Origin of the sequence: Acinetobacter sp. AG1 (assembly GCF_001005525.1) — a bacterium.
In the GTDB taxonomy this organism is placed as follows: domain Bacteria; phylum Pseudomonadota; class Gammaproteobacteria; order Pseudomonadales; family Moraxellaceae; genus Acinetobacter; species Acinetobacter modestus.
Genome location: NZ_LBMZ01000122.1, coordinates 46,555 through 72,053, shown reverse-complemented (window position 1 = coordinate 72,053; position 25,499 = coordinate 46,555). Strand labels below are relative to the sequence as shown.

The 25,499-nt window shown below is 39.1% G+C and carries 25 protein-coding genes and 2 tRNA genes; 15 read left to right on the top strand and 12 right to left on the bottom strand.

What is annotated here, in order from left to right; genetic code table 11:
* Positions 1-114: 114 nt before the first annotated feature.
* Complete coding sequence (locus AAV96_RS15400) at positions 115-1,392, top strand: O-acetylhomoserine aminocarboxypropyltransferase/cysteine synthase family protein (RefSeq protein ID WP_005219416.1); 1,278 nt, start codon at positions 115-117, stop codon at positions 1,390-1,392.
* A 249-nt stretch (positions 1,393-1,641) separates the two neighbouring features.
* A complete protein-coding gene (locus AAV96_RS15395) occupies positions 1,642-2,529 on the top strand; it encodes an SDR family NAD(P)-dependent oxidoreductase (protein ID WP_046739943.1) in 888 nt (295 codons plus the stop codon).
* Between the two features lie 57 nt (positions 2,530-2,586).
* On the opposite strand, the gene AAV96_RS15390 is transcribed toward AAV96_RS15395, so the two are convergent.
* The gene (locus AAV96_RS15390; protein WP_046739942.1) at positions 2,587-3,696 is read right to left on the bottom strand and encodes an SDR family oxidoreductase; all 1,110 of its coding nucleotides are present in this window, start codon (positions 3,694-3,696) and stop codon (positions 2,587-2,589) included.
* Positions 3,697-3,799: 103 nt separating this feature from the next.
* Here AAV96_RS15390 and AAV96_RS15385 point away from each other — a divergent pair, with 103 nt between their 5' ends.
* On the top strand, positions 3,800-4,177 hold the full coding sequence (locus AAV96_RS15385; RefSeq protein WP_005219411.1) for a heavy metal-responsive transcriptional regulator: 378 nt from the start codon (positions 3,800-3,802) through the stop codon (positions 4,175-4,177).
* 202 nt (positions 4,178-4,379) lie between these two features.
* On the top strand, positions 4,380-5,672 hold the full coding sequence (locus AAV96_RS15380) for an MFS transporter (RefSeq protein WP_046739941.1): 1,293 nt from the start codon (positions 4,380-4,382) through the stop codon (positions 5,670-5,672).
* A 64-nt stretch (positions 5,673-5,736) separates the two neighbouring features.
* On the opposite strand, the gene AAV96_RS15375 is transcribed toward AAV96_RS15380, so the two are convergent.
* Both AAV96_RS15375 and AAV96_RS15370 read right to left on the bottom strand, forming a co-directional pair.
* The gene (locus tag AAV96_RS15375; RefSeq protein WP_046739940.1) at positions 5,737-6,498 is read right to left on the bottom strand and encodes an HD domain-containing protein; all 762 of its coding nucleotides are present in this window, start codon (positions 6,496-6,498) and stop codon (positions 5,737-5,739) included.
* A 101-nt stretch (positions 6,499-6,599) separates the two neighbouring features.
* Complete coding sequence (locus tag AAV96_RS15370; RefSeq protein ID WP_005219406.1) at positions 6,600-7,484, bottom strand: LysR substrate-binding domain-containing protein; 885 nt, start codon at positions 7,482-7,484, stop codon at positions 6,600-6,602.
* 108 nt (positions 7,485-7,592) lie between these two features.
* Between AAV96_RS15370 and AAV96_RS15365 the strand changes: the two genes are divergently transcribed.
* Positions 7,593-8,348 carry an SDR family oxidoreductase gene (locus AAV96_RS15365; RefSeq protein WP_046739939.1) on the top strand — a complete coding sequence of 252 codons (756 nt, stop codon included), beginning with the start codon at positions 7,593-7,595 and terminating at the stop codon, positions 8,346-8,348.
* A gap of 48 nt (positions 8,349-8,396) precedes the next feature.
* On the opposite strand, the gene AAV96_RS15360 is transcribed toward AAV96_RS15365, so the two are convergent.
* From AAV96_RS15360 to AAV96_RS15350, 3 genes are all read right to left on the bottom strand, one after another.
* Positions 8,397-8,714, bottom strand: a complete 318-nt coding sequence (locus tag AAV96_RS15360; protein ID WP_046739938.1) for an AzlD domain-containing protein — start codon at positions 8,712-8,714, stop codon at positions 8,397-8,399.
* Positions 8,711-9,421, bottom strand: coding sequence for an AzlC family ABC transporter permease (locus tag AAV96_RS15355; RefSeq protein WP_005219401.1), 711 nt, complete (start codon positions 9,419-9,421; stop codon positions 8,711-8,713). Before AAV96_RS15355 ends, AAV96_RS15360 begins: the two co-directional genes overlap by 4 nt.
* Before the next feature lie 76 nt (positions 9,422-9,497).
* A complete protein-coding gene (locus AAV96_RS15350) occupies positions 9,498-10,328 on the bottom strand; it encodes an AraC family transcriptional regulator (RefSeq protein ID WP_046739937.1) in 831 nt (276 codons plus the stop codon).
* A gap of 335 nt (positions 10,329-10,663) precedes the next feature.
* Here AAV96_RS15350 and AAV96_RS15345 point away from each other — a divergent pair, with 335 nt between their 5' ends.
* Both AAV96_RS15345 and AAV96_RS15340 read left to right on the top strand, forming a co-directional pair.
* Positions 10,664-11,581, top strand: a complete 918-nt coding sequence (locus AAV96_RS15345) for a DUF2167 domain-containing protein (RefSeq protein WP_046739936.1) — start codon at positions 10,664-10,666, stop codon at positions 11,579-11,581.
* 7 nt (positions 11,582-11,588) lie between these two features.
* Positions 11,589-12,329 (top strand): hypothetical protein, encoded by a 741-nt coding sequence (locus tag AAV96_RS15340; protein ID WP_046739935.1) that lies wholly within the window; start codon positions 11,589-11,591, stop codon positions 12,327-12,329.
* Positions 12,330-12,416: 87 nt separating this feature from the next.
* Here the strand turns inward: AAV96_RS15340 and AAV96_RS15335 are convergent, their stop codons facing one another.
* Positions 12,417-14,774, bottom strand: coding sequence for a Tex family protein (locus tag AAV96_RS15335; RefSeq protein ID WP_046739934.1), 2,358 nt, complete (start codon positions 14,772-14,774; stop codon positions 12,417-12,419).
* 318 nt (positions 14,775-15,092) lie between these two features.
* Between AAV96_RS15335 and ompR the strand changes: the two genes are divergently transcribed.
* From ompR to AAV96_RS15320, 3 genes are all read left to right on the top strand, one after another.
* Entirely contained in the window at positions 15,093-15,857 is a 765-nt protein-coding gene (gene ompR, locus AAV96_RS15330) for a two-component system response regulator OmpR (protein ID WP_004657337.1), read from the top strand.
* Positions 15,858-15,874: 17 nt separating this feature from the next.
* Positions 15,875-17,338, top strand: a complete 1,464-nt coding sequence (locus tag AAV96_RS15325; RefSeq protein ID WP_046739933.1) for an ATP-binding protein — start codon at positions 15,875-15,877, stop codon at positions 17,336-17,338.
* 147 nt (positions 17,339-17,485) lie between these two features.
* Positions 17,486-19,000 carry an acetyl-CoA hydrolase/transferase family protein gene (locus AAV96_RS15320; RefSeq protein WP_046739932.1) on the top strand — a complete coding sequence of 505 codons (1,515 nt, stop codon included), beginning with the start codon at positions 17,486-17,488 and terminating at the stop codon, positions 18,998-19,000.
* Between the two features lie 61 nt (positions 19,001-19,061).
* On the opposite strand, the gene AAV96_RS15315 is transcribed toward AAV96_RS15320, so the two are convergent.
* The 4 genes from AAV96_RS15315 to AAV96_RS15300 all read right to left on the bottom strand — a co-directional run bounded on the left by AAV96_RS15315 (position 19,062) and on the right by AAV96_RS15300 (position 21,280).
* Positions 19,062-20,321, bottom strand: coding sequence for an OmpP1/FadL family transporter (locus AAV96_RS15315; protein WP_046739931.1), 1,260 nt, complete (start codon positions 20,319-20,321; stop codon positions 19,062-19,064).
* A gap of 181 nt (positions 20,322-20,502) precedes the next feature.
* Positions 20,503-20,578, bottom strand: a tRNA-Phe gene (locus AAV96_RS15310).
* 139 nt (positions 20,579-20,717) lie between these two features.
* Positions 20,718-20,793, bottom strand: a tRNA-Phe gene (locus AAV96_RS15305).
* 109 nt (positions 20,794-20,902) lie between these two features.
* A complete protein-coding gene (locus AAV96_RS15300; protein ID WP_004659998.1) occupies positions 20,903-21,280 on the bottom strand; it encodes a GNAT family N-acetyltransferase in 378 nt (125 codons plus the stop codon).
* Positions 21,281-21,383: 103 nt separating this feature from the next.
* Between AAV96_RS15300 and hisB the strand changes: the two genes are divergently transcribed.
* From hisB to hisA, 5 genes are all read left to right on the top strand, one after another.
* Positions 21,384-21,977, top strand: coding sequence for an imidazoleglycerol-phosphate dehydratase HisB (gene hisB, locus AAV96_RS15295; RefSeq protein WP_000194096.1), 594 nt, complete (start codon positions 21,384-21,386; stop codon positions 21,975-21,977).
* The gene (gene hisH / locus AAV96_RS15290; RefSeq protein ID WP_046739930.1) at positions 21,977-22,594 is read left to right on the top strand and encodes an imidazole glycerol phosphate synthase subunit HisH; all 618 of its coding nucleotides are present in this window, start codon (positions 21,977-21,979) and stop codon (positions 22,592-22,594) included. The genes hisB and hisH overlap by 1 nt, the downstream gene beginning before the upstream one ends.
* 152 nt (positions 22,595-22,746) lie before the next feature.
* Positions 22,747-23,241 (top strand): DUF805 domain-containing protein, encoded by a 495-nt coding sequence (locus AAV96_RS15285; protein WP_046739929.1) that lies wholly within the window; start codon positions 22,747-22,749, stop codon positions 23,239-23,241.
* 140 nt (positions 23,242-23,381) lie between these two features.
* A complete protein-coding gene (locus AAV96_RS15280) occupies positions 23,382-24,044 on the top strand; it encodes a 3'-5' exonuclease (RefSeq protein WP_046739928.1) in 663 nt (220 codons plus the stop codon).
* A 66-nt stretch (positions 24,045-24,110) separates the two neighbouring features.
* Positions 24,111-24,842, top strand: coding sequence for a 1-(5-phosphoribosyl)-5-[(5-phosphoribosylamino)methylideneamino]imidazole-4-carboxamide isomerase (hisA, locus tag AAV96_RS15275; RefSeq protein WP_004659990.1), 732 nt, complete (start codon positions 24,111-24,113; stop codon positions 24,840-24,842).
* Positions 24,843-24,885: 43 nt separating this feature from the next.
* Here hisA and AAV96_RS15270 read toward each other — a convergent pair whose 3' ends face one another.
* Positions 24,886-25,437: a helix-turn-helix domain-containing protein gene (locus tag AAV96_RS15270; protein ID WP_046739927.1), complete on the bottom strand. Its 552-nt coding sequence runs from the start codon at positions 25,435-25,437 to the stop codon at positions 24,886-24,888.
* Positions 25,438-25,499: the final 62 nt, after the last annotated feature.

Sequence of the window (25,499 nt, the reverse complement as noted above, 5' to 3'; positions counted from 1 at the left end):
TTAATATTTTGTTTATATGAATAAAAACGCAATAAATCGCATAAATTATGCACCATTTTGGATAGCTTTTCGGCTACACTCGATCAGTATTTAACTCACGTAGATGATGTAATCATGACCTATAAAGATGAAACTTTAGCCATTCATGCGGGATATTCACCAGAAGCCACTACAAAGGCTGTCGCTGTACCTATTTATCAAACCACGTCTTACGCATTTGATAATACACAGCATGGTGCTGACTTATTCGATTTAAAAGTTCAGGGCAATATTTACACCCGTATTATGAATCCAACCACTGCCGTGCTTGAACAACGCCTCGCAGCGCTTGAAGGTGGTATTGGTGCATTGGCTCTAGCCTCAGGTATGGCAGCGATCACCTATTCGATTCAAACGATTGCTGAAGCAGGTGACAATATTGCATCTGTATCCACTTTATACGGTGGTACTTATAACCTATTTGCGCATACATTGCCGAAACAAGGGATTGAAGTTCGTTTCTTTGATTATCAGAATCCCGAAGCTTTACGTTCTATTATTGATGATAAGACCAAACTGGTCTTTGTTGAGTCGATCGGAAACCCTCTTGGCAATATCATCGACCTAGAAGCAATCTCCAAAATTGCCCATGAATATGGTGTCCCTGTCATTGTAGATAATACTGTTGCAACTCCTGCTTTATTGAAACCATTTGAATTTGGTGCGGATATCGTGGTTCATTCTCTGACGAAATACATTGGCGGACATGGCAACAGTATTGGTGGTGTCATTATTGATAGTGGCAAATTCCCTTGGGGCAAATATCCTGAACGTTTTAAAGCGTTGAATACACCAGATCCAAGCTACCACGGCGTGAATTATGTTGAAGTTCTAGGTGAAGCTGCTTATATCGCACGTGCACGCGTTGTTCCGTTACGCAATACAGGGGCTGCGATTAGTCCACTGAGTGTGTTTTTGATCTTACAAGGTTTAGAAACTTTAAGCCTTCGTATGGAGCGCCATACGGAGAATGCACTGAAAGTTGCAAATTATTTGAAACAACATCCAAAAGTAAAATGGGTCAATTATGCAGGTCTAAGTGACCATCCACAGCATAATTTGGCACAAAAGTATGTGAAAGGTAAACCTTCAGCAATTCTTTCTTTTGGCGTGCAAGATGGCTTAGAGGGCGGTACTCGCTTTATCGATGCATTACAACTCTTTACGCGTTTGGTCAATATTGGTGATGCCAAAAGCTTAGCATGTCACCCTGCTACCACAACCCATCGCCAACTCAATGCTGAAGAACTTAAATCTGCTGGAGTCAGCGAAGATCTAGTTCGCCTTTCGATCGGTATCGAACATATTGATGATTTGCTTGCAGATCTAGATCAAGCCCTCGCTCACGTTTAAACGCCAGTAAATCAAACAGCCTCTCTTGTAGAGGCTATTTTTTTATTTAATAAACTAAAAACTTATTTCCTTTTCAACTATCCCTATATTTAGTTTTAGAGTTTTTACTCTAAAAAATTTATTATATTTCAAATATTTACACTAGACAAACAAAAAAAATCGGTTAATATTAATACAAAATAAAGTGCAATGTTTAATCGCAATAAAAAAGCATTGCAAACAACAGCTTGATTAATGTAGGTAACTTACATGAACGCAAAACTCAAAAAACTTTTTCAACAAAAAGTCGACGGGAAAACTATTGTTGTCACTGGTGCATCAAGTGGCATTGGTTTAACGGTATCAAAATACCTCGCTCAGGCAGGTGCTCATGTCTTGTTGCTTGCTCGTACTAAAGAAAAATTAGACGAAGTCAAAGCTGAGATTGAAGCTGAGGGCGGAAAGGCTTCTGTTTTTCCATGTGACCTTAACGACATGGAATCAATTGATGCAGTTTCAAAAGAAATTTTAGCTGCTGTTGATCACATTGATATTTTGGTTAATAACGCAGGTCGTTCAATTCGCCGTGCTGTACATGAATCTGTTGATCGTTTCCATGACTTTGAACGTACTATGCAATTGAATTATTTCGGTGCAGTTCGTTTAGTGTTAAATGTGTTGCCACACATGATGCAACGTAAAGATGGCCAAATCATCAATATCAGTTCGATTGGTGTACTTGCAAATGCAACCCGCTTCTCTGCTTATGTTGCATCAAAAGCAGCACTAGATGCATTTAGCCGTTGTTTATCTGCTGAAGTTCACTCGCACAAAATTGCAATCACTTCGATTTATATGCCATTAGTGCGCACACCAATGATTGCACCAACCAAAATCTATAAATATGTACCAACGCTTTCTCCTGAACAAGCAGCGGATTTGATTGCTTATGCGATTGTGAAACGTCCGAAGAAGATTGCAACCAACTTAGGTCGTCTTGCATCGATTACTTATGCGATTGCACCAGATGTAAATAATATTTTGATGTCAATCGGATTTAACTTATTCCCAAGCTCTACAGCATCTGTAGGTGAGCAAGAGAAATTAAATCTTGTACAACGTGCCTATGCACGCTTGTTCCCAGGTGAACACTGGTAATCTTGTGATTCCGATTTTAAAAACAGCGTATCTCTAGATACGCTGTTTTTTTATGATTTAAACAATTTTTGTGGATGTTGTTTGTTTCATCCAATCTGTTGTTTTTGCAATGGCATCCGCTAAATCCCCTGTCTTTATATCCCAACGCTGTCTAAATTGTTTAAGTGGTTCTAAATCCAGTTGTTCAGTCCTCAAAAAACTTAACATCTCAGCCGACATTTCTAATTGATTTGCCAACCATGTCCATTTCAAAATTAATCGTAAAATAACCAGCGGCACATGTTGTTTCGGTGCGGAGACATTTAATTGTTGAGCAATCATTTGCGTCAATTCAGACAAAGGAATGTTCTGCTCTGAGGCAACTAATAAGGACTGGTTCACTAAACCTGAATCTGTTGCAGCTCGCACCATTACTTGGCATAGATCATCTACGCTCACCAAAGGCAGATAATGTTTTGGTGTTGCAGGAATTGCACTCATTTTACGGCGCTTTAATAAATCAATCATTTGAGCAATTGGTTGATTGCGAGGGATTTCACCCGATAAAGCATCTCCACAGACTGTAGCAGGATGAATAATCGTCCAATCAATCGAAAGCTTTTCAGCACATTGTATCCAAGCGTAATGAGCCTCTATTTTGGAAGCTTCATATGCACCTAATTGTTGATACACTGCTTGCCAATCGGTTCGGTTGGGTTGTTCCAAACGCACGCCTGCTTGCTGTATATGTGATTGTATGGTCAACATATAGCCTGAAACATGTAGCGCACGTTGTAAATGACAATGTTGTGTTACGCAAGTCAGTAAATTTAATGCACCATCTACATTCACAGCACGCGCTTGTTGCATACTCAGGTTCCATGAAAAAAGCGCGCTACTGTTATACAACGTATTCACTGAGCTTAATTTTTCCCAATCTTGCTCGCTCATTCCGAGCTTAGGCTTAGTCACATCACCTTGAATAAATGTGAGGCTGTGTGTAGGGATGTGTTGAGCACTGAACCATTGTTCTAAACTCGCTTGTTGTACTGACTGACGTCGTAACAACGCAAAAACTTGATGCCCATTCTTTAATAATTCTGCAATTAAAAATCGCCCAACAAATCCAGTTGCTCCAGCAACTAGGGCAATCTGTTTTTGATGAAATTTTATCGGATTATTTTCCATGTTTTAGATCCTATTTTTGAAGATAGGAATAGGCTAAAGGATGGAGTACACTCTATGGTCAAGCAATTTTTTATTGCACTTTGAAAATAATAAGGATGAGATCATGTTAATTGGACAACTCGCAAAACAAACTGATTTAAGCCGAGATACCATCCGTTTTTATGAAAAAATGCAGTTAATTCAGTCTATCACCCGCAATAATGGCTATAAGGATTATCCAGAACAAACACTACAACAATTACAATTAATACGAACTGCAAAAAATTTAGGATTTTCTCTCACTGAAATTAAACAAATTTTGGCACTAACAGCGCAAGGAGAAATTCCCGCCATTCAAGTACACGATATTTTTCAAGACAAGCTGAATATGATTGATGAAAAAATTTCACAATTACTGCATATCAAAACCATGTTAAGTCGATTTACTCAAGGGGCTGCTTGCCCACTTAGAGCAGATTGCCCTATTCCTGACATAAATTAATTATTTTTCAGAATATTAGAGTCTAAGTTTAATTTTATTTCCTCATTTTAGTTTCATTCCTACCTCCTTAAAATCTCTTTTTATTTAAAATATCGCTATAAAAAGCATACAAAATAGTGTCATTTTCATGTTTTTCAGCGGTATATAACATTGATTAAAAGTTAAATAAAAAATACCTGATGGGATTACAAAAGGAATAGGAATGAACCAAACATATAGTAAGGAAGAAAGACTCAGCCGTATTAAAGGCATTGTCGGTGCAGCATCAGGGAATCTCGTTGAATGGTTCGATTTTTATATTTATGCCGTTTTTGCTGCTTATTTTACTCATGCATTAACTGCTCCAGATATGGATTCAACCACCAAAGCCATTTATGTCTGGGGAGTATTTGCGGCCAGTTTCTTTATGCGACCAATAGGCAGTTGGTTGTTTGGTCGTATTGCGGATCGACATGGTCGAAAGCAATCCATGGTGATTTCAATTTGCCTTATGGCGCTCAGTTCTTTTCTTTTTGCCGCATTACCGACTTATGAACAAGTTGGAATGTTTGCCCCTTTTTTACTGCTGATGGTTCGTTTATTACAAGGTCTATCCGTTGGCGGTGAATATGGCGCTGTCGCCACTTATATGAGTGAGTTAGGGTTAAAAGGGCAACGTGGATTCTTTGCATCATTTCAATATGTCACGCTATCTGGTGGACAACTCCTAGCCAGTTTACTTGGTGTTATTTTGCTTGGTTTTATGACGGAGCAACAATTAAATGATGGCGGTTGGCGTATTCCATTTGTGATCGGTGGGATTGCTGCATTACTCTCTTTAGCGGCACGAAGTCGCTTAGAAGAAACTCTTTCCCATGAAGATGCTCAACGCGAAGAATCAGGAAGCTTAATTGCTCTATTAAAGCAGCATTGGAAAACCTTTCTCTTAGTTGTCGGTTATACCTCTGCGGGTTCACTCACTTTTTATGTTGTGACAGTTTATTCAAAGACCTATCTCACCAATATTGGTATCGATGGTAAAACAGTGGGTTTCATCATGACCACTGCACTCTTTGTCTTTATGTTAGCACAACCATTTTTTGGAATGCTTTCTGACCGAATTGGTCGCCGTACTTCCATGCTCGCTTTCAGCTTGTTGAGTGCAATCTTTATTTATCCAGTCATGGTCATGGGTATGCGGAGTTTTGCTAATTCACCTATTATCATCACCTTATTACTCATTTTCTTGATGATGTTGTTGAGCTTCTACACCTCGATCAGTGGTTTAGTCAAAGCTGAAATGTTCCCTCCCCATGTCCGTGCCCTAGGGGTTGGTTTCTCTTATGCGGTGGGTAATGCCTTATTTGGTGGTTCAGCACCATCAGTTGCCCTGATATTTAAAGATGCAGGCATTGAAAATATCTTCTTTATTTATGTTATTTTCATGCTAATTATTTGTTTTTTCTGTAGTTTGGCATTACCAAAAAAACCTGAATATTTGGAGCATGATCACTAATAAATCAATGATTCATTTGAACCACTTCTGTTCTCGCAAAAGTGGTTCTTTTATTTCTGATCGTTTAATCAAGATATGGATTCAAACGAACCAATTGCTTAAACCCACTTTTTACTACCATTGCTGTTCGTGATTTTGGACGAATAATTGCCTCTTTTTGAGTAAATTCAATCATATTCTGGTTAAAGTCTAAACGAGGATATTGCGCATATAATTGTTGTCTAAATTGTGTAGAAAACTCAAAACCGCGACTGCCAATCACATCGCAACTGGCAGCTTGCTGTAGCAAATGTGCCTCAACGCCCTTATCAACCGCAACATAAGGATTCATGTGCATACTGATAACATCAAATAATTGATCTGCACGTGGTAGTTGCCATCCTTGCGCTAAAGACCAGCCTTGAGCAGCATAAGCGCCCTGTCCTGCAAAACAACGACAATTTTCATGATGCTGATAATGTTGCTCAGTCATGCCCAAATCATGGAGCAAACAAGATACTGCCAATAATTCAGCATCATGTTTTAAATGCTGTATCTTGGAAAATGCAACGGCATAATGCCAAGTCCTTAAACAATGATTCTGTAAACTCACTGAACTACAGGATTGCATCTTTTCAATTGCCAGTTTGACATCATGACTATCAGGCAAATATAAGTCATCCACACTCAAAAACTGATGTTTTTGCTTAGAGCGACCCGCTAAAGCATACATTTTTATACTTTGTTTGAGTACAGGGAATAGGCTATGACTCAATAAGGTCATACGATCTTTTAAAGACAAATCACCTGAAGTTTGAGCCATCCATGCTTGTCGACCAATCTGCATTTTTATTCACCTATAGAAATTAGAGTAATTACTCTAATTTCTAGTTTTACTGTAAATTTATGCTGATGTCAAAGTGAGCTGAGCTGTTGTTCCTACAAAAGCTAAAGCAAATTTTTAAGTCGTTCATCTAACCAGTCGATAAAGTCTTGAAAATATTTTGGGCGATATTGTCGATCCGTCAACAAAATATTTACAGGCAATTCTGAGCTTGGGATATCAGGAAATAGACGTATTAGCTGTCCCTTATGCACATAAGATTTTGCATCAAATTCAGGAATTTGAATTAAACCTATACCTGCTAAACCTGCTTGGATATAAGCTTCCGTATTTTCAACCAGTAAACGGTAAGGCATTTTGACACAGTGATTCTGAAAGCTTAATTCGCTTAATTCTCGATAATGCTTTGCCACATGATAATCCACAGCAAAATGCTGTTCTAATTCATTGAAGTTTTGGGGATGACCAAATTCTGCCAAATATTTAGGCGAAGCTAATGTCCAAATTTGAGTGTTCTTAATGGGTCGAATCAGTAAATATTCATCCTGAACCTGCCCAACGCGCACCACACAGTCCAGTTGTTGTTCAATCAAATTTGAAAAATCATCGCTGCCATTAATCAATACTTTGACTTTTGGATAGCGTTGATAAAATGCGGATAGATGAGGGATCAACACTTGTGTTGCCAAGCGTTTCGGCATGCCAATACTGATCCTGCCCTCTTGGCTACGTACCTGAGTTTTAAAACGATTCAACTCCTTAAGTTGAGCTACCAGACGTATTGCCTCCTCATAAAACAAGCTGCCTTCATGCGTTAATGCAACTTTCCGGGTAGTTCGATAAAACAGTAATACTTCATATTCTTTTTCCAAAACTTGAATCGCATAAGTCACATTGGAACGAGGCAAACCCAATTGCAACGCGGCTTGAGCAAAAGACTGTTTCTCAGCCACCAGACAAAAAATCTTTAAACGCTCAATTTTATCCATTTTATTATTCAACTTTCCTGCACAATCAGTTCAATACTAACAACTATTTCAAACAAATAAATTCAATTAGGATGCTTTTTATGCAAAAACAACATGAGGAATAAAGCAATGTCACAACATAATCTAAAAGGAAAAACGGTACTGATTACTGGTGGTGCAAAAAACTTAGGTGGATTAATTTCGCGTAAATTTGCTGAACAAGGGGCAAATTTATTAATTCATTACAACAGCGCAGCAACGCAATCAGATGCTGAAGAAACCTTACAAGCAGTGCAAGCACTGGGGGTTAAAGCAATCTTGATACAAGCAGATTTAGCCAATATTCAGAACATTGAAGACTTATTTGTTCAAGCCAAAGCAGAGTTTGGCGGTGTGGATATCGCAATTAATACTGTCGGACGTGTGCTCAAAAAACCGTATTTAGACACCACCGAACAAGAATTCGACAGCATGAATGACATCAACAACAAAATTGCCTATTTCTTTATTCAATCGGCAGGTCGTCATCTCAATCCAAATGGAAAAATCTGTACCATTGTCACCAGTTTACTTGCTGCATATACAGGACTTTATTCCACTTATGAGGGTTTAAAAGCCCCTGTAGAACACTACACACGTGCTGCATCGAAAGAGTTTGGTGAACGTGGTATTTCTGTCACTGCTGTCGCGCCTGGTCCAATGGATACACCTTTTTTCTACAGTCAGGAAGCGCCAGAAGCTGTGGCTTATCATCAGTCAGCATCAGCTTTGGGTGGTTTAACCAAGATTGAAGATATTGAACCCTTAGTACGTTTCTTAGTGGCTGATGGTTGGTGGATCACAGGACAAACGATTTTCGCCAATGGTGGATACACCACGCGTTAAGACATTGGCAATAAAAACCGGGAGCATAATCTATATGCTCCCAATCTTTTAATTTAACAAAAACACCAATCCATAAAAACACGCCAAACTCAAAATAATCGTTAAAAAGGTATGACGGACTTTATACGCAATCAAAATCGTTAAAATCGTGGCAAGAAAATACGGATTCAGTAAAGTCGAACGAAATACACCATGTTCATCCATAAAAACAATCGGTGTTGCAATTGCCGATAACAAACACGGTGCGGAGTACTGCAAAGACTGTTGAAACCATTTGGGTAAACGCAAAGGCAGATTCGGTTCAAGCAAAATATAGCGATTCATAAACACCACAATTGCGAGAATAATCAGGAGAAACCAAGTCATGCTGTACGCTCCCTAAAATTCTGCAAGCAGGTTGCCGCAAACATTCCAATCACACCTGCCATAATCGCAGCACTTTTAAAACCTAAGCTTAGAAAAACAACGGTGAGAATCACTGAAACCAATACCCCAACCAAAGTATTTAAGTTTTTAATAAATGGAACCACGATTGCAATAAATGTCGCAACAATGGAAAAATCGAGATGATATTGATCTAAATTAGGAACTGCGGCAGCGAGAAAGACCCCACAAGCACTAAACAGAACCCAACATAAATAAAAGCAAAGTCCTGCGCCTAACAGATAGTGAATATAATGCTGTTGCTTTTTAATACTCACTGCAAACAATTCATCAGTTAATAAAAAGCCCAACATCAAACGATCTTTTAAAGGCTGTTTAGAAATATCTTCACGTAAATACAGTGCATATAAATAATGCTGTGTGGTAATCAAAAAAACAGAAATGATAATTGTGATTGCAGGCGTTCCTGCCATGACTAAACCTAATGTCATTAATTGTGCTGCACCAGCAAAGACCAATGCAGACATCCCAATCGCTTGTAAAGTCGTTAGCCCTGCTTGAATCGCCATTGAACCCGCGAGTAAACCCCACGGCAACACCGCAAAACACAATGGCAGTATTTTGATCACTCCATTTAAAAATGCCCGTGATTCGGTCATCGGAGTGTCATCTGTGCTTTCACCTAACATTAACATCACAATTATTCATTAACGAGATTAGACTATGCCAAAAATGCTTCCATGAAGCTTGTATAAAATTGCGGTTTTATTTGAGGGTTGTAGTATAACCGCCCGGTGTAATACCAAACGTTTGACGAAAATGCCGACTAAAATGACTCTGATCAGAAAAACCACATTGCTGTGAAACCTCGGATAAATTCAAACCTTGTCTTAATAATTTTTGTGACTTCTGTAAACGTGCTTGAATAAGCCATGCATGCGGTGAGAGTCCAACATGCTTTTTAAATTGACGTAAAAAATGCCACTGGCTGAGATTTGCCATTTCCGCCAATTCGATGAGGGAAAACTCTTGCTCAGGCATACTCGCCATTAATTCTTTGATATTTAAAATACGTTGTTTGGCATTGCTCAGATCAGTGGCTTGAGGCTTGGTTTGACTATATTTTGAGATTAGCCAAGCAATTGTCGACAAAAATAATGTTTGTTTAAGCAGCTTATTATTCGGTTGTTCAAGTAAATCAAAAAGTAATCGTAATTGCTGTGCTAAACCCTCATCATGTAACACCGCTTCTCTAAACCACGGTGCTGTGCCGTGTACAGTAGTGAGATCACGGGTTAATTCATGGAAAATTTCAGGAGTCGGATAAATCGCACGGTAACGCCAACCTGTTTCCACTGCTGATGAGCCTGTATGCACTTCATCGGCATTCACTAAAATAATATCGCCTTGTGGCGCAACATGATTACCACCTGTTCGATAGAATCGCTGTGCCCCTTCTTCAATGACACCGATACAAAATCCTTCATGGACATGCCGAGAGAACTCCTGTTGAAAGTAACTGGCTTTCAACATTTCCAAACCACCTAATTCTTTTAGGTGTAAGTAATCAACTTGTTCTCGAGGTCTGCGCGACATCACGACCTCCTAAGGCATGTATGCATCATTTCAGGTTAACGCGATTTAGATAGATTTATAGAACAAAATTGCTATGTACTAAAAATAATTTAGCTCTACATTTCAATAAAAGGTTTTTAAAATCATTATATCCATTCAATTCAAGGGCTTTAAAATCGAATTAATCCTAAGATGATAATCAAAGAAAATATTCAGTTGAATTAAATAACCCTATAAATAAATATTATATCCTTAAAATTAATTTAACTTCTGATAAAAAGTATTTTAGAATGCACCCATAATTTATGTAATAAATTGCAATAAAACGAATAGCTAATAATGATTGTGAGATTTTTATGTTTAATCCTTTGCACCAAAAAAAATTAATGCCATTAAACTATGCAATTGCGCTGAGTCTTTCGATATTAGGGACAACTTCTATACCAAGTTATGCCTATGCATCAGCATCCACAGAAGAAACAATATCCAATGCAGCTCCAGCACAACAAACTGAAGAAAATCCGATGGCAAAATTGGATTGGCATTTAGGGCCCAAAAAAGAAAATGTCGCCAATGTTGCGACTTTAAATACGCTGAAAGATGAAGGTTTTTTAGACCCAATAAATTCAGACAAATTTTTAGAATTCACAGGGAACTTGACTAGTGGCAGTACTAATATTTTAGTCGCACCAGATAATTCATGGTGGGCTACTTTTGATTTTGATCCATCAGGTTATGTCAAAGATGATGAAAAAATTGATGCTGATGCATTATTAAAACAATTAAAAGAATCTGATGCCCCCTCAAATGAAGAACGTACACGCCAAGGTTTACCAAAACTTTATACTGTTGGTTGGGCTGTACCACCGCATTATGATAACCAAACCAAACGTCTAGAATGGGCATTAAAAATACGTGATGACTCTAATTCTGAAGCGATCAACTACACGATTCGTATCTTAGGAAGAACAGGTGTGACCAGCGCAACACTGGTTTCAGATGAAGAACATCTCACCCAAAATATTGATGAATTTAAATCAAGCCTAAAAGGCTTTGATTATAATTTTGGTGAGAAATATGCTGAATATCGTGAAGGTGATAAAGTTGCAGAATATGGTTTAGCTGCATTAATCGCAGGTGGGGCTGCCGTTGTCGCAACAAAAAAAGGATTTTGGGCAATTGTTGCCACTTTCTTTGCGGCAGCATGGAAATTTATTGCAGTTGGCGCAATTGCAGTCGGTGGATGGATAAGTTCACTGTTCAAAAAGAAATAAATTTTAAATGCATTTACCCTTCGACATATTGATTGTGATTGGGATAGTCGGGTTCTATATTTATGACTCGGCTCAACTCTATTTTTATAATGAATTCAATATTACAAAGGGTATTCGCCCCATCTTTAATTTCCAGCACATTTCAAAAACGCTAAATTGCTTTAATAAATATCTGGTTATTCCAAATCTATTTTTATCCCACCAACTTATTTTTAAATGTGCTTGGAAAATAAAAAACATTTCTTCACCAACTCATTTAGATAGTGAGGACAATATAAAAATAATCAGCAAAACCCTACGACCATTACAATTCCTTAATATTTTATTATTCTGGCTAACGATAGGCATTCTGCCCATTCTGATTATATTTAAATTTGGCTATATCGCACTTACGATTACGGTTAGTCTCATTTATTTGCTTAATGTTTTTTCAATTATTTTTGTGATCACCAAAAGAAAAGTATTACAACTATCTTGGTCAAAGGTCATGCAACTCTTACTTGATATATTACTATGCCCTCCATTTGCTTTGAATTTATTACGAAAAATTAGCTTAAATTATAATATTGAAACTGAAGGTACTGTACTCGCTGCCCAAATTCTGAATACTGACAATTATCAAAATCTACTGAACGAAATTGTTCATGATATTCAAACGTTAAAAACTGCATCAAATGACAAGAATGTTATACAGCTTGAATTACGCGAACAACAACTTTTGTCGTTAAAAAATCAAACTGATCATTAAGGCATCAAAAAACTCCCGGTAGGGAGTTCTGTGAATTACAATCTACTTTTAGCCTGAGCAACTGTTAAAATTGCTACAGTTAAACACTTATTTAGAGCCTTTAATCCCTGCTTGTAATAACAAAGCACCTAAACCACCGATTTTTTGCTCTTGCGGTTTTTCAGTTTTTGGCTTGTTATTTTGTGGACGCTTAAAGTCACCTTCTTTACGCGGTGGACGTTGACCTTGAGGCTTACGCTCTGAACGTTCAGTTCGCTCTTGCTGTGGACGCTGTTGCTGACGTGGTGCTTTAGCAGGCGCAGAGCCCTCTGCACGCATACTTAAGTTCACACGATTACGTTCCACATCAACTTGCATCACACGTACTTGCACAATTTGACCTGGTTTCACCACTTTATGTGGATCAGAAACAAATTCATTTGCAAGTTCAGAGATATGCACTAAACCATCTTGATGTACACCCACATCTACGAACGCGCCGAAGTTAGTCACATTGGTCACCACACCTTCGAGCTGCATGCCTTCAGTCAGTTGCGCAACTTCCGTAATATCTTCACGGAACTTGGCAGTACGGAACTCTGGACGTGGATCACGAGCCGGCTTTTCAAGTTCAGCTAAAATATCTTGAATCGTCGGCAAACCAAATTTGTCATCGACAAACTCATCTGCTTTGACTTGGCGGATAATTTCAGTATTACCAATAATGTCTTTTACTGTTGTGGCTTTTGCTGCAACAATCTTTTCAACCACGCCATAACTTTCTGGATGAACTGCTGATGCATCCAATGGCTCAGAACCATTTTGAACACGCAAGAAGCCTGCTGATTGTTCAAAAGTACGCTCACCTAAACGTGGCACTTTTTTCAAGGCTTGACGGTTATCGAAACGACCATGTTCTTTACGATATTCAACGATTTGCTGTGCAATCGATTTATTTAAACCTGCAATATATGCCAAGATCGCTGGAGATGCGGTATTCACATCCACACCCACCGCATTCACACAGTCTTCAACAACTGCATCCAGTGTTTTTGCCAAACCAGTTTGATTCACATCATGCTGATATTGACCCACACCAATTGATTTAGGATCAATTTTAACGAGTTCAGCCAATGGATCTTGTAAACGACGAGCAATCGATACTGCTCCACGAATTGAAACATCAAGCTCTGGTAATTCTTGAGAAGCAAGTTCACTTGCCGAATAAACCGATGCTCCAGCTTCACTGACCGTAATACGCGTGAGTTTTAAATCAGTATTTGCAGCCATCATCTCAGCAACAACGGCTTCGGTTTCACGACTCGCTGTACCATTACCAATCGCAATAAGTTCCACGTGGAACTCTCTGCATAAACGAGCGAGCTCTGCAATTGAGCCTTCTTTATCCTCTTTCGGTGCAAACGGGTAAATCGTGCTATGTGCTAGAACATCACCGGCGTCACTCACAACCGCAAGCTTTACGCCTGTACGGATACCAGGATCAACACCTAAAGTAGTACGACCACCTGCTGGTGCAGAAAGAAGTAAATGACGTAGATTTTCAGCAAACACATCCATTGCTTCAGCTTCAGCAGCTAAGCGCTTATCAGTCAATAATGAATGTTCGATTTGCGGACGAATCTTACCAAGCCAAAATAATTTTGCAGTTTGTTTTAAATAATCTTGACGGCTTTGTGGCTGAATTTGATCAAGATTATATTCAGTTTCAATACGAGCTAACGGCGTATCATCTTCGCCGTCCACTTTTAAACCCAATACATTTTCTTGACGACCACGTAACATCGCCAATAAACGATGCGAAGGTAATTTATTTAGGTTTTCAGAAAACTCAAAATAATCACGGAATTTTTTACCGACTTCTTTTTTCTCTTCAGAAGCAACTGCGCTCTTAAGAACTGCTGTTTTAGAGAAAATTTGTTTTAATTCAGTGGTTAATCCAATATTTTGTGCCCAGTCATCAATCAAGATGTGCTGAATTGCATCAAGTTGGCTTTCGACATCTGGATAGTCTTCATGACTAAAACCTGCCAATGCCTCAGTCGGATCAACTTGATCGGCAATAATTTTTTCAGCTATTGGACCTAAACCAGCTTCTTTTGCCTTAAATGATTTACTGGTACGTTTTGGACGGTACGGTGCATAAATTTCTTCCAAGGCATTCTTGGTTTCTGCTGCATTCACGCGCGCCAATAAATCATCACTTAATTTATCTTGTTCTTGTAAAGATTGAATCACCTTTTCACGACGCTCGTATAAATCACGTAGATAAGTTAAACGTGTGTCGAGTTGGCGTAATTGCGTATCGTCTAAGCCCTGCGTGACTTCTTTACGGTAACGTGCAATAAAAGGAACGCTAGCGCCTTCATCAATTAAACGAATAGCAGCTTCTACTTGGTTTGGACGTACGGCAAGTTCATTTGCCAACTGCTGAACTAAGTCAGTCATCGTGATTGATTCCACAAGGGTTAAGTCTAAAAGCACTGATTATAAAGTCCGTGACTATAAAATCCACTATTGTTTTTTTGAATATTTTTAGAGTAGATTATGCTAATTGATAAATACTTATAAAATACTAAGAATTTTTCGCCTAAATATTGAAAAATAGATCGATTGTCATAATTTTACCTGTATACATTTGGTATCTATCTCTTGATTTTATTGGCAATATTTGTTGCTTTATAACATAGCCAAAACTGTGCAATGAATCGTATACTCCCTAGCATTGCATAAAGACGATGACAATAAACGATAAAGGAGCACATCATGAGTTTAGTTGTACCTGCCGAATCGACGGAAACCGTACATCATGAGACAGATCGCGTCGAACGCATTTTAGTGGTCGATGATGATGTGCGTCTGCGTACCCTATTACAACGCTTTTTAGAAGATAAAGGCTTTGTGGTAAAAACAGCCCATGATGCAACGCAAATGGATCGTTTACTACAACGTGAGTTATTTTCGCTTATCGTTTTAGATTTTATGTTGCCTGTTGAAGATGGTTTAAGTATTTGCCGTCGTTTACGTCAGTCTAATATCGACACACCTATTATTATGCTCACTGCACGTGGTAGTGATTCTGACCGTATTGCGGGTCTGGAAGCGGGTGCAGATGACTATTTACCAAAACCATTCAACCCAAATGAGCTATTAGCACGAATTCGTGCCGTTTTACGTCGCCAAGTCCGTGAAGTACCAGGTGCACCAAGTCAACAAGTTGAAGTCGTAAGTTTTGGTCCATGGTCGCTTGACCTTTCTACACGTACTTTAACGCGTGAAGGTCAAGTTGTGACACTAACGACAGGTGAATTTGCAGTATTAAAAGCATTGGTTCAACATCCTCGCGAACCTTTAACTCGTGATAAATTGATGAATTTGGCACGTGGTCGTGAATGGGGTGCTATGGAACGCTCGATTGATGTCCAAGTCTCTCGTCTACGTCGCTTAATCGAAGATAATCCTGCGCGTGCCCGTTACATTCAAACGGTTTGGGGTGTAGGTTACGTATTTGTTCCAGATGGCGCAGAGTAAGCTTAGGAAATTTATCGTTGAAACTTGAACCAATTGATCCACAAGCATTTACAGATTTTGCGACTTATTCAGAAAGACCGCGAACAAAATGGGAACGTTTTTTAGATAAAATTAAACCACGTTCTGCGGCCATGCGTACCACGATTTTGGTATTGTTCACGGTCGTTTTTAGCTTGTTTATGTCCTTGTGGTTCTTTTGGCGAACTTTATATTTACCAGAATTACAACAACATGCGCGTTATCTCGCCATTGAACTTGAATTAGTCAATAATCCAGATATCCGTATTTTACATCGCGATACAGAAGTTGATGTCGATACATGGCTTAAAAACCGCATTGGTATTGAATACATCACTGACCCCAAAGAATTTCCAAAAATTGAAGATAAATTCTTGGCCGAGTTATTTACCAACCAAATCGAAAATAAACTTGCGAAAGAGCTGGGAGTCGATAACGCTGATAACGTTACTGTATATTTTAAATTCAAACCGATACCACGTATTTGGATTCAAACGCCTGAAATGCATGGTAACTGGGTGCGTGAACCATTAAAAACGTATACTAACTACAGCGTGGAACTGATTGCAGCATGGCTATTTGGCGTTCCAATTATTTCTTCAATTATTATTTTAATTCTAGTCCGACAAATGAATCGACCATTACGTCGATTACAGAATGCTGCCAACAATTACAGTAAAACTGGTAAAGCACCTTATCTTGACACCAATCATGGGCCACTCGAAATACGTCAAGTAAACCAAGCATTCAACCATATGGTATATACGCTTGAGCAAACTGAACGCGATCGACAAATCATGCTAGCAGGGATTTCACATGATTTACGTACGCCACTGACGCGTATTCGCCTGACCGCAGAAATGCTCCCAGATGAGTTTTTCCGCGAAGGTCTAATTTACGATGTAGATGATATGGATGCGATTCTGAATCAATTTATTTCGTATATGCGAGATGGATCTGATGAAGAACTATCACAAACCAATATCAATACATTGCTTCAAGAAGTCGCTGTACAATTTAAGCCCTTAGATATTCGTTTTGAAGCACAAGAGCTCCCCATCATCCCTGCGCGAAGTCTATCCTTAAAACGTTTGATTGCGAATTTAGTCAACAATGCCAAACGTTATGGCGCAGAACCAATTGAATTATCGGCAAGCCATGTTGATGATCATATTCTGATTACTGTCGCTGATCATGGTGAAGGTATTCCACCAGATCAAGTTGAAGAACTCATGCAACCCTTTGTTCGTGGTAATTCAGCGCGTACGATTCAAGGAAGTGGCCTCGGCTTAGCTATTGTAAAACGTATTGTTGACATTCATCAGGGACAAATTAGCATTCGCAATCGCGAGCAAGGTGGTTTAGAAGTGGTAATTTCACTTCCACTCAACCATGAAAATCTTGAAGAATCTCAAACGAATGCGATTGATAAAATTAAACAGACCATAACTGGACACTTTTAGAACAATTCGTGATGGAAAAATAACTCTTTTTATCTCTGAAAAAGTATCACGCATTTCACATATTAGACCTTAGCCGTAGTCCAATTCCCTTTTCAAGTTTTAACGCTAAAATCCATATCTAACTAAGAAGTATATTGAGAATGGATCATGTCTTTAAGTCGTATTCGCCTTGCTACCCTACATGACAAAGTGATGAGCGCTGAACAGGCTGCTCGCTTTATTAAAAATGATATGACGGTTGGTATGAGTGGTTTTACTCGTGCTGGAGAAGCTAAAGCTGTGCCACAAGCATTAGTCGAACAAGCTAAAAAAAATCCGTTAAAAATCACATTAATTACAGGTGCAAGCCTAGGAAATGACTTAGACAAACAATTAACGGAAGCAGGTGTACTTGCTCGTCGTATGCCATTCCAAGTTGACAATACTTTACGTCGCGCCATTAATAATGGTGAAGTAATGTTTATCGACCAACATTTGTCTGAAACTGTTGAGCAAATGCGTAATCAACAGCTTAAACGTCCAGATATTGCTGTGATTGAAGCTGTTGCGATTACAGAAGATGGTCATATCGTACCGACAACCTCTGTAGGTAACTCTGCAAGTTTCGCAATTTTTGCTGAAAAAGTAATCGTTGAGATTAATACCTCATTGAGTGAAAACTTTGAGGGCTTACACGATATTTATATTCCAACATATCGTCCAACACGTACCCCACTTCCATTAACTCAAGTCGATGATCGTATTGGTTCAACTGCAATCCAAATTGACCCAGCAAAAATCGTAGGCATCGTTTTTAATAATACGGCAGACTCACCTTCAACTGTGACTGCGCCTGATGATGAAACTCAAGGGATTGCAAACCACCTCATCGCTTTCTTTGAAAAAGAAGTTGCTGCAGGTCGTTTAGCGAAAAACCTAGGTCCTTTACAGGCAGGTATTGGCTCAATTGCAAATGCTGTTTTGACTGGTCTTAAAGATTCTAACTTTGAAGATTTGGTCATGTATTCTGAAGTATTACAAGACTGTACTTTTGAATTGATTGATGCTGGAAAAATGAAATTTGCTTCTGGTAGCTCAATTACGCTATCTGCACAATGTGGTGAGCGCGTATTTGGCAATCTTGAACACTACAAAGATAAATTAGTATTACGCCCACAAGAAATTTCTAACCACCCTGAAATCGTACGTCGTTTGGGTATTATTGGGATTAATACAGCACTCGAATTCGATATTTACGGCAACGTGAATTCTACGCATGTTTGCGGTACAAAAATGATGAATGGTATCGGCGGTTCAGGTGATTTTGCGCGTAATGCTCACCTTGCAATCTTTGTTACTAAGTCAATCGCAAAAGGTGGTGATATTTCATCAATCGTACCAATGGTAAGCCATGTTGATCACAATGAGCATGATGTTGACATTCTGGTAACTGAAGTTGGTTTAGCAGATTTACGTGGCTTAGCACCTCGTGAGCGCGCACGTGTGATTATTGACAACTGTGTACACCCACTTTATCAAGCTGCCTTAAATGACTATTTTGATCGTGCCTGCGAACGCGGTGGCCATACACCTCATATTCTCCGTGAAGCACTGTCATGGCATGCGAACTTTGAAGAAACAGGTCATATGTTAGCAAACGAAAAATTAGCAAAAACCGCTTAATTTTTTTGCTTCACATCTTGAAAAAGGCTGAATCCATTTGATTCGGCCTTTTTCGTTTTGATCAGAATTTCAGACCATATGAAACACCTAAAATATGCTGATCCATTTCAAGGTTAGCTTCACCACCTCCAAAGTTCAAAGGAATAGATTGACTTCCTTTTACGGTTTCTTTCAAACCATAGGTATATGCGACACTAAGCTCCTGTGCACGATCAATATTCCACGTCGCCCCCACGCTGAGATGATCTTGAATTACACCAGGTGCAAGAATATTCATGAACGTTTGATCTTGGGGAATTGGCTGATCATTATGGCTATATCCAGCTCTTATCGTCACTCGTGGATTGACTTGATATGCCGCACCAATCTTGTAAATGTTGATATCTTTCCAACCAAAACCCTGACCTTTTTCTGAACCGAAACCATTCCCCGCCATCACCGAAGCTAGACTAAAAGGATTTCCAACTGAATCTACATCAGAATAATTAATACGCGCTATATCGGTTAATACAGTTAATGCAGGCGTCAATTGAAAAGCTGCCCCTACCCCATAGCTCTCCGGCACATCAAAACCTCCAGCTTGTGCAAATAAACCGCGATATTGATCAAATTTGTCCGATTTAATTTTTGAAGAATAATTTGCACCAACGGTTAGGACATCATTTAGCTTGGCACTCCAGCCGACTTTAACACCTATGCCTGTAGCAGAGTCCTTACCATTATTACTCAGTTTTTGCCCATCAACAGAAAATGGTGCAAAACCTGAAATTCCTTTAGCTTCAAATCGTTGATAAAGAATGTTGGTCGCAATACCAATGGATTGATTTTCGCTATAACGCCAAGCCACAGATGGAGAAATAAAAACCTGCGCTAAATCCACCCCTGCCTCACCTGTATTCCCAAAAGCTGCATATGGATTTTTCTTGTAGGAAGTATTCATACCGCCGTTACCATAAATCGCTAAACCCAAAGCAACCGTATCATTTACTTGCTTATTTATCGCAAATTCAGGTAGAACAAAATATTCACGCCCATTGCCACTGTATTGACCGTTGGCGCCTGCCAAATTCCCCTCAATTTCAGCAGAACGCTTAGGGTTAAATATAGTCGCGCCAATATCGACACGACTGTCTAACCAAGCCAATCCAGAAGGATTATTTGCAATCGTCAAAGCATCATTAAATACCGCAATAGAGGCCCCAGCAGCTCCTTGAGCTTTAACCCCATAGCCATGCATGAAATAACCTGTTGTCGCGAATGCTGATGATGATAAAGCGGATAAAAATAATGTAGGAAGTGTAAACCCAAGCAACTTTCGCATAACTTATCTTCAGTAAAAATAATATATGTATAAGCATATTGTTTTTCTTTTATTCAGATAACTAAGTTAATTTGAGAAGCATATTCTTTTTATTCATAAACAGATTTTTTGATCGAAACACATCCCATTTTGCTTCATGCATAAAAAAAGCCCTAAACTTGAGTTTAGGGCTTTTTGAATATGGTGGCGGGACCCAGGATCGAACTGGGGACACACGGATTTTCAATCCGTTGCTCTACCGACTGAGCTATCGCGCCAATGGGGTGTATTAAGCCGTATCTCAGCTCAATAGTCAATAATTATCATGAGCTTTTGATTTGATTGCCCATTTTTCACGCAATCAATTTTGGGTAAAAAAAAATCCCCGATGGGATCGGGGATTGAAAATACAAATTATGGTGGCGGGACCCAGGATCGAACTGGGGACACACGGATTTTCAATCCGTTGCTCTACCGACTGAGCTATCGCGCCAAAGTGGGCGTATTAAACAATGTTTACCCACGTGCGTCAAGCAAATTTGTGGATTTTTCTATCAAACGTCTAATTTTACTGCAAATCGCAAACCAATTAGACTTTAATTCTAGATTTTGCCCAAATGCGATAAACAACGATGAATTGCACCACAACCTGGTTCAAAATGCTTTACACCTTGTTCCTCTTCCATACGGCACACTTCTTCAACCAAACGCTCTGCAACCCCACGTCCACGATTGGATGGATGTACGACAATATATTCTAAAACACGGCTTTCACCTTGTCCTGTTGCCCAAATTGCACCTATAATTTTGGTGTTAAATTCAGCGGTATAAACTGTGGTATATTGCTGTAGATTTTGCGCAAGTTGCTCCATTGCATCTTGCCCATCACCAAACTCTGGGCTGGTATCGTAGAGTCGCTCGAGCTGAGTACGAATTCCTAGATTATCTAGTGTACTGTAAGCATGTACGGTAATAGGCATTGATAAACCCTCCTGAGCAAACTATGATGCTGTCACTTTTTCGTCACAGCGAAATATTGGTTTTTAATTCAATCATTTTTGACGTTTTTTGAGGAACGTGTCCATGACGCAACGTATCAGTGAAGTGGTAAGAAATACCAACGAAACCAAAATTCGAGTTCGTCTCAATCTCGATGGTACAGGTCAAGGCACACTCAACACTGGAGTTCCATTTTTAGACCATATGATTGATCAAATCAAGCGTCATGGTTTATTTGATATCGATATTCATTGCGATGGTGACTTAGAAATTGACGATCACCATACCGTTGAAGATTGTGGAATCACCTTGGGACAAGCCTTTGCGCAAGCTTTAGGTGATAAAAAAGGCTTACGTCGTTATGGTCATTTTTATGCACCACTTGATGAAGCACTTTCTCGTGTTGTTGTTGATCTATCTGGTCGTCCGGGTTTATTTATGGATATTCCATTCACTCGCGCTCGTATCGGCACGTTTGATGTCGATTTGTTTTCTGAGTTTTTCCAAGGTTTTGTCAACCATGCGTTAATGACCCTGCATATTGACAATCTAAAGGGTAAGAATAGCCATCACCAGATCGAAAGTGTGTTTAAGGCGTTGGCTCGCGCATTGCGTATGGCATGTGAAATTGATCCACGTGCAGAAAATACCATTGCTTCGACCAAAGGTAGCTTGTAATGACACGTATTGCTTTACTTGATTATGGTATGGGTAATTTACACTCTGCAGCAAAAGCTTTAGAGCATGTGGGTGCAACTGTCGATGTGACCAATGATCCAAAACTGATTGCTAAAGCAGATAAAATTGTATTTCCTGGTGTAGGTGCCATGCGTGATTGTATACAAGGCATGCATGAAGCAGGGATCGATGAGGTGGTGCGTCAAGCTGCATTTAACAAACCTGTATTAGCCATTTGTGTCGGCATGCAAGCACTACTGCAAAGTTCAGAAGAAAATGGCGGTGTCGATGCCTTAGGTATTTTTGACGGTGTTGTTAAACACTTTCCAGAAACTCCAAACTTGAAAGTACCTCACATGGGCTGGAACCAAGTACATCAACTTGATCCAAGCCATCCGATGTGGAACAACATTGAACAAGATGCGCGTTTCTATTTTGTGCATAGTTACTATGTAGAACCAAAAGATTCAGCGATCACAGCGGCAACTTGTGATTATGGCGTGAACTTCTGTACCGCAATTCACAAAGACAATTTGTTCGCGACCCAATTCCATCCTGAGAAAAGTCATACGGCTGGTTTACAGTTGTTAAAAAACTTTGTGGAATGGAAAATCTAGTCCATTCTGATCACAGATCAAACGCCCTATATCGTTTGATCTGTTTCAAATAAGAATAACTATCATTTTATAATTTTGTCTTTATAATTCTTACGCATACATTTTTTAGATTTTAACAACCGTATAAAAACACTTAATTCAGGTCATATAAAATGAATTCATCTATTCAACAAACAATCGCTGATAACCCTTTGCGCCCACTAGGTCGTTTTAGTCGACTGTCCTATTTGGGATGGTCATTCTTAATGAACCTTATATTCTTCGTTGCCATAGGCATCCCTATACTTATTTTAGCAAATTCTTTCGATCCAGATGCATTCGCTAAATATACTGTTTTATTTATGCTTATATGCGGTTTGACTGGGCTTATACTTCTATATCTTTCAATTGTTTTCCTTATTCGTCGCTTACATGACTGCAATCGAAGTGCGTGGTTGGGGCTATTGATCATCGTCCCTGTCATCAATTTATTTTTTATTCTCTATTTATTGTGCGCCAAGGGTACAGAAGGTCCTAATAATTTTGGACCAGTTCGAGAAACCAGAGGTTGGGAAAAAGTCCTAGGTTCGATTTATGCCGTTTTATTCCCTCTAGGTTTGATTCTTAACATTCTGATGTCGATTGCATCAATGTCTGCTCCTCATTAGTTTTCAAAAAATGAACCAACCTAGATCGGATAAAGTTTAATCAAACTAAATCCATAACATTTAAAAGCCAAGTTTTCTAACTTGGCTTTTTCATTGCCACAAAACCGTTTAAGCTCAACCAAAAGTTTTGAGTTTCAGAAATGGAAATGCAGCAAGCAACAGCTCATTTAAGCAAAGAACAAATCCGTGCATTACCTGCATTTCAAAATCTAAGTGCTGAAAATATTTTAGTGATTCAAACACTCGAACAATGCATGGCAATTCAAAATGAACTTCACGCCGTTGCTGTGTTCGGATTTGATACCGAATCTAAACCGACCTTCAAAGTCGGTGAGAAATCTACAGGCCCCCATTTAATTCAACTTTCAACACATGAAAAAGCCTATCTGTTCCAAGTAAAGCCTGACATTCTTAATTTCTTAAAGCCTATTTTAGAAAATGAACATCAACTCAAAGTTGGTTTTGGCTTAAAAAATGATCTGAGTAGTTTCCGTCGTAAAGGGATTGAACCCAAATCACTGATTGAACTTTCCAAGAGTTTTTCGAGTTTTGGTTATAACGCTCAAGTCGGCGTACAAACTGCGATTGCTCTAATTTTCCAACGCTATTTTGCCAAAAGCAAAAAAATCAGTACTTCAAACTGGTCTGTCAAACAACTAAGTCCTCAACAAATCAATTATGCGGCCGCCGATGCTTATGCCGCATTGTTGATATACCAACACCTATATCATCAGCAGTTACTGCCTCCTCAAATTCAACAACAAATTGCAAGAATACTTCAAGGTTCAGCATACAAGGCTTAGCGATTGATCAATACTTTGTTAATATGTAGCCAATTTAAACTTTATGATGACGCTAGGAGCGAAAGCATGCTAATCATCCCTGCAATTGACCTGAAAGATGGTAAATGTGTTCGTTTAAAACAAGGTCGTATGGAAGACGATACCGTTTTCTCTGATGATCCTGTCGCAACTGCACAACATTGGGTTGATGAAGGCGCACGTCGTTTACATTTAGTTGATTTAAATGGTGCTTTTGCAGGTACGCCAATTCATAAACCTGTGGTGGAAGCGATTGCACGCGCACAACCAGAACTTCCAATTCAAATTGGTGGTGGTATTCGTTCACTTGAAACCATCGAACATTATTTGGAAGCAGGTGTATCTTTTGTCATCATCGGTACAAAAGCAGTAAAAGAACCTGAATTTGTTGAAGAGGCATGCAAACGCTTTGCAGGTCATATCATTGTTGGTATTGATGCAATCAATGGTATGGTTGCGACAGATGGCTGGGCAAATGTAACTGACGTGAAGGCAACTGATCTTGCAAAACGTTTTGCAGATGCTGGTGTTTCAAGTATTGTGTATACCGATATCGCACGTGATGGCATGATGCAAGGTGTTAACGTTGAGCAAACGGTTCATTTAGCACAATACTCTGGCTTACCTGTGATCGCTTCAGGTGGTGTGACCAATCTGGATGATGTTCGCAACTTAAAAGGTCAGCAAGGCATTTTAGGTGCAATTACAGGTCGCGCAATTTATGAAGGCACATTAAACCTTCGTGAAGCACAGCTCTTGTTGGATGATAATCGTCTTTAATTCAGTACAAAAGAAGCTATCTTTTCGGTAGCTTCTTTTTTATTTAATACAACACATTACGAATAAATTTTAATACGCTTGTACCACGATTAATATAACGATAGCTCACATCACTTTCAAAAAGCATTGACTGACCTGCGCAAATCACACGAGTTTCATTTTCAAACTCAAGGCTTAACTCACCTTCTAAAACATAAATGAGTTCTCTCCAGCCGATTGGATCTGCATCAGCACAATATTCCTCTCCTACCGCAAGTGACCAATTCCACAACTCAGTTTGGGTATGTGTTGGTACAGCAGCCAAAAGTGTCGCATGGCTGTCTTGAGCTTTTCCTTGCCATGCAAGCGCATTCACAATTGCGTTTTCACTAAGCTCAGGATTACTCACAAGTCTTTTAAAATCGACAGCCAAAACAGCAGCAATCGCATCTAACTTGGCTAAACTAATATTTACTTGTCCTGTTTCCAAGGCAGCAATAGTCCGCCGACTCACACCTGCCCGATCCGCTAATTCTTGTTGGCTGAGTTGTGATTGATCGCGGAAATAACGAATATTTTTTCCTACATATTGCAGAACAGTTTCAGCTTGGCTCATTTACATTCGTAATCAAATTAATTTAAGTGCAATATATTGCACAAAACTATAAAATAATACAA

Coding starts and splice junctions, on each gene's coding strand:
- AAV96_RS15350 (WP_046739937.1), bottom strand. CDS start 10,328: ATGTCGCGCAGACCTCGAGAACAAGTTGATTACTTACACCTAAAAGAA.
- ompR (WP_004657337.1), top strand. CDS start 15,093: ATGAGTTTAGTTGTACCTGCCGAATCGACGGAAACCGTACATCATGAG.
- AAV96_RS15320 (WP_046739932.1), top strand. CDS start 17,486: ATGTCTTTAAGTCGTATTCGCCTTGCTACCCTACATGACAAAGTGATG.
- AAV96_RS15390 (WP_046739942.1), bottom strand. CDS start 3,696: ATGGAAAATAATCCGATAAAATTTCATCAAAAACAGATTGCCCTAGTT.
- AAV96_RS15315 (WP_046739931.1), bottom strand. CDS start 20,321: ATGCGAAAGTTGCTTGGGTTTACACTTCCTACATTATTTTTATCCGCT.
- hisA (WP_004659990.1), top strand. CDS start 24,111: ATGCTAATCATCCCTGCAATTGACCTGAAAGATGGTAAATGTGTTCGT.
- AAV96_RS15375 (WP_046739940.1), bottom strand. CDS start 6,498: ATGCAGATTGGTCGACAAGCATGGATGGCTCAAACTTCAGGTGATTTG.
- AAV96_RS15335 (WP_046739934.1), bottom strand. CDS start 14,774: ATGACTGACTTAGTTCAGCAGTTGGCAAATGAACTTGCCGTACGTCCA.
- AAV96_RS15395 (WP_046739943.1), top strand. CDS start 1,642: ATGAACGCAAAACTCAAAAAACTTTTTCAACAAAAAGTCGACGGGAAA.
- AAV96_RS15380 (WP_046739941.1), top strand. CDS start 4,380: ATGAACCAAACATATAGTAAGGAAGAAAGACTCAGCCGTATTAAAGGC.
- AAV96_RS15360 (WP_046739938.1), bottom strand. CDS start 8,714: ATGACTTGGTTTCTCCTGATTATTCTCGCAATTGTGGTGTTTATGAAT.
- AAV96_RS15270 (WP_046739927.1), bottom strand. CDS start 25,437: ATGAGCCAAGCTGAAACTGTTCTGCAATATGTAGGAAAAAATATTCGT.
- AAV96_RS15280 (WP_046739928.1), top strand. CDS start 23,382: ATGGAAATGCAGCAAGCAACAGCTCATTTAAGCAAAGAACAAATCCGT.
- AAV96_RS15400 (WP_005219416.1), top strand. CDS start 115: ATGACCTATAAAGATGAAACTTTAGCCATTCATGCGGGATATTCACCA.
- AAV96_RS15370 (WP_005219406.1), bottom strand. CDS start 7,484: ATGGATAAAATTGAGCGTTTAAAGATTTTTTGTCTGGTGGCTGAGAAA.
- AAV96_RS15340 (WP_046739935.1), top strand. CDS start 11,589: ATGCATTTACCCTTCGACATATTGATTGTGATTGGGATAGTCGGGTTC.
- AAV96_RS15385 (WP_005219411.1), top strand. CDS start 3,800: ATGTTAATTGGACAACTCGCAAAACAAACTGATTTAAGCCGAGATACC.
- hisH (WP_046739930.1), top strand. CDS start 21,977: ATGACACGTATTGCTTTACTTGATTATGGTATGGGTAATTTACACTCT.
- AAV96_RS15345 (WP_046739936.1), top strand. CDS start 10,664: ATGTTTAATCCTTTGCACCAAAAAAAATTAATGCCATTAAACTATGCA.
- AAV96_RS15285 (WP_046739929.1), top strand. CDS start 22,747: ATGAATTCATCTATTCAACAAACAATCGCTGATAACCCTTTGCGCCCA.
- AAV96_RS15300 (WP_004659998.1), bottom strand. CDS start 21,280: ATGCCTATTACCGTACATGCTTACAGTACACTAGATAATCTAGGAATT.
- AAV96_RS15365 (WP_046739939.1), top strand. CDS start 7,593: ATGTCACAACATAATCTAAAAGGAAAAACGGTACTGATTACTGGTGGT.
- hisB (WP_000194096.1), top strand. CDS start 21,384: ATGACGCAACGTATCAGTGAAGTGGTAAGAAATACCAACGAAACCAAA.
- AAV96_RS15355 (WP_005219401.1), bottom strand. CDS start 9,421: ATGTTAGGTGAAAGCACAGATGACACTCCGATGACCGAATCACGGGCA.